9 protein-coding genes are annotated in these 8,720 nt (G+C 68.2%); 4 read left to right on the forward strand and 5 right to left on the reverse strand.

All coding sequences use genetic code 11. The features are described 5' to 3' along the window. Positions 1-82 precede the first annotated feature (82 nt). Entirely contained in the window at positions 83-808 is a 726-nt protein-coding gene (locus tag AB0M24_RS41885) for a class I SAM-dependent methyltransferase (protein WP_363779643.1), read from the forward strand. Here the strand turns inward: AB0M24_RS41885 and AB0M24_RS41890 are convergent. Beyond that, positions 795-1,430 (reverse strand): HNH endonuclease family protein, encoded by a 636-nt coding sequence (locus AB0M24_RS41890; protein ID WP_363779645.1) that lies wholly within the window; start codon positions 1,428-1,430, stop codon positions 795-797. The two genes, AB0M24_RS41885 and AB0M24_RS41890, sit on opposite strands and share 14 nt — an antisense overlap. Before the next feature lie 64 nt (positions 1,431-1,494). Continuing rightward, positions 1,495-2,442, reverse strand: coding sequence for a methionyl-tRNA formyltransferase (locus AB0M24_RS41895; RefSeq protein ID WP_363779647.1), 948 nt, complete (start codon positions 2,440-2,442; stop codon positions 1,495-1,497). A 93-nt stretch (positions 2,443-2,535) separates the two neighbouring features. Here AB0M24_RS41895 and AB0M24_RS41900 point away from each other — a divergent pair, with 93 nt between their 5' ends. Next, the gene (locus tag AB0M24_RS41900) at positions 2,536-3,786 is read left to right on the forward strand and encodes a SidA/IucD/PvdA family monooxygenase (protein ID WP_363779663.1); all 1,251 of its coding nucleotides are present in this window, start codon (positions 2,536-2,538) and stop codon (positions 3,784-3,786) included. Next, positions 3,783-5,318, forward strand: coding sequence for an amidohydrolase (locus AB0M24_RS41905; protein WP_363779649.1), 1,536 nt, complete (start codon positions 3,783-3,785; stop codon positions 5,316-5,318). Before AB0M24_RS41900 ends, AB0M24_RS41905 begins: the two co-directional genes overlap by 4 nt. Here AB0M24_RS41905 and AB0M24_RS41910 read toward each other — a convergent pair. Genes AB0M24_RS41910 through AB0M24_RS41920 form a run of 3 tightly spaced genes read right to left on the reverse strand, consistent with a single transcriptional unit; the run spans position 5,296 to position 6,885 of the window. After that, positions 5,296-5,607 carry a metalloregulator ArsR/SmtB family transcription factor gene (locus AB0M24_RS41910; protein WP_363779651.1) on the reverse strand — a complete coding sequence of 104 codons (312 nt, stop codon included), beginning with the start codon at positions 5,605-5,607 and terminating at the stop codon, positions 5,296-5,298. The genes AB0M24_RS41905 and AB0M24_RS41910 overlap by 23 nt on opposite strands. Continuing rightward, positions 5,604-6,038 (reverse strand): SRPBCC family protein, encoded by a 435-nt coding sequence (locus AB0M24_RS41915; protein ID WP_363779653.1) that lies wholly within the window; start codon positions 6,036-6,038, stop codon positions 5,604-5,606. The genes AB0M24_RS41910 and AB0M24_RS41915 overlap by 4 nt, the downstream gene beginning before the upstream one ends. 37 nt (positions 6,039-6,075) lie before the next feature. Further along, the gene (locus tag AB0M24_RS41920; protein WP_363779655.1) at positions 6,076-6,885 is read right to left on the reverse strand and encodes a hypothetical protein; all 810 of its coding nucleotides are present in this window, start codon (positions 6,883-6,885) and stop codon (positions 6,076-6,078) included. Between the two features lie 153 nt (positions 6,886-7,038). Here AB0M24_RS41920 and AB0M24_RS41925 point away from each other — a divergent pair, with 153 nt between their 5' ends. Next, positions 7,039-8,514: a CYTH and CHAD domain-containing protein gene (locus tag AB0M24_RS41925; protein WP_363779657.1), complete on the forward strand. Its 1,476-nt coding sequence runs from the start codon at positions 7,039-7,041 to the stop codon at positions 8,512-8,514. The last annotated feature ends 206 nt before the right edge of the window (positions 8,515-8,720 follow it).

Genomic DNA, 8,720 nt, shown 5'->3' on the forward strand with positions numbered 1-8,720 from the left:
CCGTCCGGGGGGTCGGGCTGTGCCGTTCCGCTGTCGGCAGAGTTGTCGGCACGGCCGTGCGCGCCCAGGCACAGTCGACGTCATGAGCACGACAGGACTGGGTTTCAGCGGCGACGTCGCGGACTACTGCGCGAGGTTCCGCCCCGGCTATCCACCGCCGGTGATCGACGCGCTGGTCCAGAAGCTCGGGCTCACCGGCGAACACCGCGTGCTCGACCTCGGCTGCGGTACCGGCCAGCTCGCCGTGCCGTTGTCGGCGCACGTCGGGCACGTGATCGCGGTCGATCCGGAGCCGGACATGCTCGCGCACGGGCAGAAGCGCGCGAACATCGAGTGGCACCTCGGCTCGGACGCGGACGTGCCACGGCTCGGGCGGTTCGACGCGGTCGTCGTCGGGCAGGCGCTGCACTGGATGGACCACGAGAAACTGTTCCGCGAGGCGGACACCGCGAAGTTCGCGATCATCGCGAACGGGACTCCGTTGTGGCGCCAGCACCCGGCGATCCGGCAGGTGCTGGAGCAGTGGTTCGGCCGCGCGATGACGGCCGGCTGCGGGACCGATGCCGAGGCACGGCGCCGGTACGCGGCCTCACTGGAGGCGGCCGGGTACACGCCGCACGAGTGGACGGTCGGCTACACCCACGAGCACACGATCGAAGAGCTGACGGGCAGCCTGTTCTCCGCGATGTCCCCGGAGACCCTGCCCGCACCGCCGGATCGTCCGCTGTTCCAGGAGAAACTCCGCAAGGCGTTGCGCGCGGACACCTACGCCGAGCCGATGACCGTGACGGTGATCAGCACTTCTTGAGCATCACGGCCAGCGCGTCGTACTCGGCCTGGTCGGCGGTCAGCTTGTAGGTGACCTTCACCGAGATCCAGTGCTGCGCGTAGGTGCACCAGTACGACTCGACCGGCGGCTTCCACTTCGCCGGGTCCTGGTCACCCTTGGAGCGGTTGGACTTCGCGGTCACGGCGAGCAGCTGGATGCCGCCGAGGTCGTTGGCGAACGCCTTGCGCTCGTCGTCGGTCCACTTGTCCGCGCCGGAACGCCAGGCTTCGGCGAGCGGCACGGTGTGGTCGATGTCGACCTCGCCGCCGTCCTTGATCACGACGCCGTCGTAGGCGCTGTTCCAGGTTCCCGAGACGGCCTTGCAGTCCTTGTCCTGCTTCACGTCGGTGCCCTGGCGCTGCAGCACGATCTCCCTGGTGTCGCAGGAGTTTCCCTGCGAGGCCCAGTGCGGGAAGCGGTCGCGGCTGTAGCCGGCCATCTTGCCCTCGGGCGCGATCTTCAACGCACCGAGGTCGGCGGACCCCGTCGGTGCGGGCGAAGTGGGCGGATTGTCCTGGGACGACTGGAGATTCGTCAGGTACCAGCCCACTGCCACCAGCAGCACGAAGACCACCAGTGACGTCACCGCCGCGCGATTCATGCGCCCATGATCGGGCATGCCGATCACGGATCGATCTACCGACCCGCGATCGGCATGTCGCAACTCAGGGACGCGAGGTGAGATAGCCACCCATCGTCTTGAAGTACTCGTGCGCCTTGAGCTCGGTGCCGTCGGCGGTGCGAACCTTCTTGACCAGCAACGCCTTGCTGCGGCCGCGCCGGGCTTCCGCGCCCGCGACGATCGTCACGCCGTCGCCCTCGCGGTAGAAGATCCGGCCGGGAGTGCCGCCGTAGACCTCGGAGGACACCTCCGCCTCGATGATCTCCAGGCGCTGGCCGCGGTGGAAGCAGAACGCGCTCGGGTACGGCGAACACTGCGCGCGCACCAGCCGGTCCAGCTCCTCGGCGGTCCAGGTGAAGTCGATGCGCAGGTCCTCCTCGGCGCGCTTGTGGAAGAACGAGGCCTGCGAACGGTCCTGCTTCACGAAGTCCGTGCGGCCGGAGGCGATCTCGGCGAGGCCGTCGACCGTGATCGGGCCGAAGAGCTCCAGCGTCTTCGCGAACAGGTCGGCGGTCGTGTCGCGCGGACCGACCGGAACCGAGCGCTGCAGCACGATGTCGCCCGCGTCGAGCGTGTCGTCCATCATGTGCGCCGTCACGCCGACTTCCTTCTCGTCGTTGAGCAGCGCCCAGATCAACGGCGAGAAGCCCGCGTACTTCGGCAGCAGCGAGTCGTGCACGTTCAGCGTTCCGTGCCTGGGCAGCGCGAAGACCTGCGGCGGGATCCACGTGCGCCAGTTGCAGGCGACGATCACGTCCGGGTCGGCGGCCTTGAGCTTGTCGAGCAGCTCCTGGTCCTCCGGGCGCTCGCGGACGACGACCTCTACGCCGTGCTCCAGCGCCAGGTCCTCGACCGAATCGCTCCAGATCTTCTCGTACGCGCCCTCACCCTTGGGGTGGGTCACCACCAGGACGACCTCGTGCTCGGACGCCAAAAGTGCCTGCAGGGTGCGATGACCCCAGGTCTGGAACCCGAACATGACGACCCTCATGGGGGTGTCCTCCTCTACTAGGATGCGATACGGTCAGGCTAACCTAACCAAGGGCTTGCAAAGCAAGCTTAGGCTTCCCTAAGTTAGGTGCTCATGCATCCGATCTACGACATCGTCGGCATCGGGTTCGGCCCTTCGAACCTGGCGCTCGCCATCGCTCTGACCGAGCACAACGAGCAGGCCGAAACCCCTGTCACCGCGGTGTTTCTCGAACGTCAGGACACGTTCGGCTGGCATCGGGGCATGCTGCTCGACGACGCCACCATGCAGGTGTCGTTCCTCAAGGACCTGGTCACGATGCGGAACCCGACCAGCCGCTTCTCGTTCCTGTGCTACCTGAACGACCGCGGCCGGTTGATCGACTTCGTGAACCACAAGAACCTGTTCCCGCTGCGCGTCGAGTTCCACGACTACTTCGAGTGGGCCGCCGCGCAGGTCGACGACCTGGTCGCGTACGGCGCGGAAGCCGTTGGCGTGGAAGCGATCCAGGACGACCTGTTCGAGGTGACAACGGCCACTGGTGACGTGTACCACGCACGGAACCTGGTCTTCGCCACCGGACTGCGGCCCACCGTGCCGGACGGCATCGAGCTGTCGGACCGCGTGTGGCACAACAGCCAGTTCCTGCACCGCGTCGGCGAACTGCAGGACCCCAAGCGCTGCGTCGTCGTGGGAGCCGGGCAGAGCGCCGCGGAAGCCGTCGCGTACCTGCACCGCGAGTACCCGAACACCGAGGTGTGCTCGGTGTTCTCGCGCTACGGCTACTCCCCCGCCGACGACAGCTCGTTCGCGAACCGCATCTTCGACCCCGAGGCCGTCGACCACTACTACGACGCACCGGACGCCGTGAAGCAGCGGTTGATGGACTACCACCGCAACACCAACTACTCGGTCGTCGACGTCGACCTCATCGCGCAGCTCTACCGGACCGTGTACCAGGAGAAGGTGCTCGGCACGGAGCGGCTCAAGATGATGAAGATGACCCGGCTGGTGGCGGTCGAGGAGTCCTCCACCGGTGCTCGTGCGGTGATCCAGTCGCTCGTCACCGGGGAGCAGGAGATCGTCGAGACCGACCTCGTGCTGCTCGCGACCGGCTACGACGAGGCCGCGCCGGTACTCGGTTCGCTCGACGACACCTGCACACGCGACGAAGCCGGTCGTCTGGTCGTGGGCCGGGACTACCGCGTCCAGTCGTCGTTGAGCGGCGGCGTCTACCTGCAGGGCGGTACCGAGCACTCGCACGGCATCACGTCGTCCCTCCTGTCCAACGTCGCGGTGCGTTCGGGTGAGATCCTGGCGTCCGTGCTGACCAACACTCCTGTGCCGGTCCTCGCGACCGCGTGAAACTCGATCTCAAACTGACGGGCTGCCGGGCCCTCACGATGGACCCGGCACGCCCCGCCGCGCACACGATCGGCATCTGGCAGGGCCGCATCGCCGGACTGGACTCGGACGTCGCGGACCTGCCCGCCGCCGAGACCGTCGACCTCGCGGGCGCCGTGGTGCTGCCCGGTTTCATCGACGCCCACACGCACCTCGCGTGGAACGGCCGCCACACGATCGACATCACCGGCCTGACGACAGTCGCCCAGATCCTCGACAGGCTCGGCGGTTCCGCGGGCACGGGCTGGATCGAGGCGTCCGGCTACGACCGGCGGATCATGGACTCCCCGCTCACCGCCGCCGACCTCGACAAGATCAGCGACGGCAGGCCGGTGTACGTCGCGGACCTGTCCGGGCACGCGTGCGTCGTGAACTCAGCGGTGCTCAAGCAGCTTCCGGAGATCACCAGCGACGGGTGGCTGACCGAGAACGAACAGCTGGCCGCCCGGACGTTGCGGCTGCCGTACTCGCTCGACGAGATCACCGCCGAGCTGCGGCGCAGCGCCGATCAGGTGCTCTCCGAGGGCGTGACGATGTGCGCGGAGGCGGGCATCGGCGCGGGCCTGATCGCCAGCAGCCCGCTCGAAGCCGCCGCCTACCAACGCGCTCAGCTGCCGGTTCGCGTGCAGCTCATGGTGTCCGCGTACATGTTGGACGACGTCCAAGCCGACCCGTCCGACGGGATTCCGCGGGCGATCGACCTCGGCCTGCACACCGGTTTCGGCGACGACATGCTGTCGTTGGGCGCCCTCAAGCTGTGGACCGACGGCGGCATGATGGCGCGCACGGCGGCGTTGACAGAGCCCTATGCAGGTTCGGACAACGCTGGTCAGCTCGCCGAGTCCGAGGAGTTCATGCGGGCGGCGATCCTCGACGGGCACCACGCCGGGTGGCAGCTCGCGATCCACGCGATCGGCGACCGCGCGATCGACTTCACCCTGGACGCGGTGGCCGAAGCACAACGGCGACGACCGCAGGCTGACGCCAGGCACCGGATCGAGCACTGCGGTCTCGTCCGCCCTGATCAACTCGAACGGATCGCCGCTCTCGGACTGATACCGGTCGTCCAACCGACGTTCCTCTGGTCGTACGGCGACGACTACAGCGAGATCATGGGCGCGCAACGGGCACCCTGGATGTACCGCGGACGGTCGTTCCTCGACCACGGGATCACCGTCGCGGGCAGCTCGGACCGGCCGGTCGCGGACGGATCTCCGTTGCGCGCCATCGAGTTCATGGTGCGCAGGCGTTCGGCGGCAGGCCAGGCGGTCGGACCGGACGAGGCGATCACCGTCGAGGAGGCGATCCGTGCGTACACGCTCGGCAGCGCCTACGCGTGCCGCAAGGAGCACGTGCTGGGCAGCCTCACGCCCGGCAAGCTCGCGGACCTCGTGGTGCTGGGCGAGGACCCGCGCACGAGCGACGCCATCGCGGACATCCCGGTGCTCGCGACGATGGTCGGCGGCGCGTTCAGGTTTCAGCGATCTTCTTGATCGCGGCCAGCCTCTTGTCCCACTGCGAGGCGAGCGAGGCCATCCACGTGGCGGTGGCGTCCAGCGCGTCGGCCCGGACGGAGAAGTTGTTCTCCCGGCCAGCGCGTTCGGACGCCACCAGCTCCGCCTTCTCCAGCACGCCGAGGTGCTTCACGATCGCCTGCCGGCTCACCGGCAGCTCTCCGGCGAGCGCCGACGCCGAGATCGGCCCCCGCGCCGCCACGAGATCGAGCACCCGGCGCCGCATCGGATCAGCGAGCGCGGCCAGCACGTCATCGACCTGACTCACTTCTCCAGGTACTCCCGCAACTCGTCCAGCTCATGGCCCCAGCCGCCGAAGTTGCCGGACGCGTACTTCTCCTGCTCCTCCGACGGCACGTCGAGCGTCGTGAACCCGCTCTCCACGACCTGCAGCAGCGTGCCGCCGTCCTGCGGGGTGAGCGTGAACTCGACCAGCGTCGCGTTGCCCGGTACTGGCTCCGGCCCCAGCGGACCGGACCAGCGCCACGAGAAGAACGACTCGGGCTCGACCTTCTCGATGATCGCACGCCCGGTGCCGTGCGCAGCCCACGTCAGCGTGACCTCGCCGCCGGGCTCCAGCGCCGACACCGTGGCGCCCGCGTCGCCGAACCACGTGCCGAGGTGCTCGGCCGAGGTCAGCGCGTGCCAGACGCGCTCCGGCGACGCGTTGATCAGCACATCGCGCTCGATCCGGTCCACTCGCCCACCTCCTGCAACCCAGCGGTTGCAGAACAGGCTACTGCAGGTGGAACGTGGCGGCCAGCGTCGTGAGGCGGTCGGTGATGTCCGCGTAGACGTTGGTCCGGCGCACCCAGTTCTCACACCCGCTCTTGGCCGACGGCGGCGCCCCGAGCGGCGTGACCGCGTCCGTCACCCCGTACTCCAGCCGGTACGCGAGCACCGCGATCGCCGACTCCAGCCAGAACGACGGGTCCGGCGTCGGAATCTCCCCGAGCCCCACCCGGAACCACACGGGCATCCGCGCGTACTGGGAGAGCGCTTCCTCGATGCGCCGCGCGGCCGCGTCCTTGATCTCACCGCGAGCCTTGTCCCCGGCGAGCACCGCTTCGGTCCGCCACTCCTCGCCGGAGGCGTCCTCGTCGGCCTCCAACCGCTCGGCGGCCCGCTTGGCGCTCGCCTCGCCTGCGTTGATCAGCCACTCCATCTGGCGAACCTCGTGCGACAACGCGTCGCGCTCGAACCGCGGCACCCGCCCACCGTCCAGTTTGGACTTGGCGTCGTCCCGCCGAGCCTTGAGCCCGTCGAACTCGAGAACCTCGTGCTTGAGCTCGACCCGCGCCGGATCCGCGAGGATCTCCTGCTCGGCGTCCCACCCCTTGCGCAACGCCTCGACCAGCGGCGCGACGTCCCCGGCCACCGCGTCGAGATCCACCAGCGGCCCGTCTCCAGCCCCCGACAACCGCCGCTCGAGCACCGTCAACCGAGCTGTGACGCGTTCCAGCTCCGCCGCGAGCTGACCGACGTGGCTGATCAACGTGGCGACCTGCGGCTCGACCACATCGAGCCGTTCCTTCTCCGTGGGCACGCGACCAGCGAACCGGACACTCCGGGCGGGGCCAAGGCGATCACCACTGATTACACGCATTCGAGGTCGAAAGTCCGCCCGGCCGAGGCAATCACCCCTCACACACCGTCACCACCCTGGGTGAACAGCCGCGAAACGAGGTATTACTAGTAAATGGCGACCTCTGTTACTGAGACCGAACGCAAGTACGAGGCACCATCGGGCGCGAGTCTGCCGGACCTCACCGAGATCACCGGCGTGGCCACGGGCCCCGAGGAGTTCGATCTCGAAGCCACGTACTTCGACACCGACGACTACCGCCTGGCGCGCGCCGGCGTGACCCTGCGCCGCCGGGTGGGCGGCGACGACGAGGGCTGGCACCTCAAACTCCCGGCCGACGACGCCGACTCCCGCCAGGAAGTCCGAGCCCCACTGGGCCGCGCCGTGAAGAACCCGCCCAAGGACCTCTCCTCTCTGGTCCGCGCCCACACCCGAGGCTCCGGCCTGACCCCAGTCGCCGAAATCCGCACCAACCGCCGCCGCTGGCAACTCACCAACGGCAACGGCGAACTCCTCGCCGAAGTGGTCGATGACGTCGTCACCGCCCAAACCATGGGCTCCTCGACCACCACCACAAGCTGGCGCGAGATCGAAGTCGAGCTCGGCTCCGGCGGCGACCGCAAGCTCCTCGACACCGTCGAACAACACCTGGGCTCGGCAGGCATCCACCCCTCCGCCTCAAAATCCAAGCTCTCCCAGGTGATCGGCGTGAAGCGCGACGCCATCCCGTCCATCAACAAGAAGTCCACCGCAGGCGAAGTAGTCCTCGCCTACCTCCACGAACAACGCGCGGCCCTCCAAAACCAGGACCCCCGAGTCCGCCGCAACGAGGACGACGCCGTCCACCAAATGCGAGTGGCCACCCGCCGAATGCGGTCCGCACTACAAGCGTTCGGCAAAATCGTCGACCGCTCAGCCACCCGCCACCTGACCGACGAACTCAAGTGGCTGGCCTCAACCCTGGGCACCTCGCGCGACCTGGAAGTCCTCCGCATGCGCTTCGAGGAAGCCCTCCACACCCTCCCCCCAGAACTGGTCCTGGGCGACGTGGCCGCCCGCCTGACCCGCCACTTCGCCCCGCTGGAAGCCAAGGCCCACAAGGACTCCGTCGCAGCGCTGGACAACAAGCGCTACTTCACCCTGCTCAACTCGATCGACGCCCTGCTGGCCTCGCCCCCACTGACCGCCTCAGCGTCAGGCAAGGCCCGCGACGTCCTCCCCCGCCTGGTAGAAAAGGCCCGCCACCGCCTGGACACCCGCGTAGCAGCCGCCTTGAAGTCGAGCGACAGCGACGAACCTCTCCACGAGGCCCGCAAGGCAGCCAAACGCCTCCGCTACTCGGCAGAAGTAGCCGAACCGGCCCTCGGCAAACACGCCACCACCCTCCGCAAGCGAGCGAAGGACGTCCAAACCCTCCTGGGCGACCACCAGGACTCCGTGGTAGCGCGCCCCGTCCTGCTAGAACTCGGCAGGGGCGACGAGAACGGCTTCACGTTCGGCCTGCTCTACGGCAAGGAAGTAGAACTGGCCCACAAAACGGAAGCCGACCTCCCCAAGCTGTGGGCAAAGCTGAGCAAGGAACACCTCTAGCACCAACCCTGGCGACGCCGAAGGCAAGCTGCCTGGGCGAAGGCGAAGCCAAGCTGCCCTGGCGATGGCGAAGCCGAGTTGCTTGGGCGACGCCGAAGGCGAGCTGCCTGGGGCGATGCCGAAGGCGAGCTTGCTTTTCCGTGCGCTCCGGCGGGCCCCGTCACGAGTCGTGCCTGATCGTTGGCCGCGCCAGAGGGGTTGGGTCA

It is taken from the genome of Lentzea sp. NPDC051838 (assembly GCF_040681245.1).
GTDB lineage: Bacteria > Actinomycetota > Actinomycetes > Mycobacteriales > Pseudonocardiaceae > Lentzea.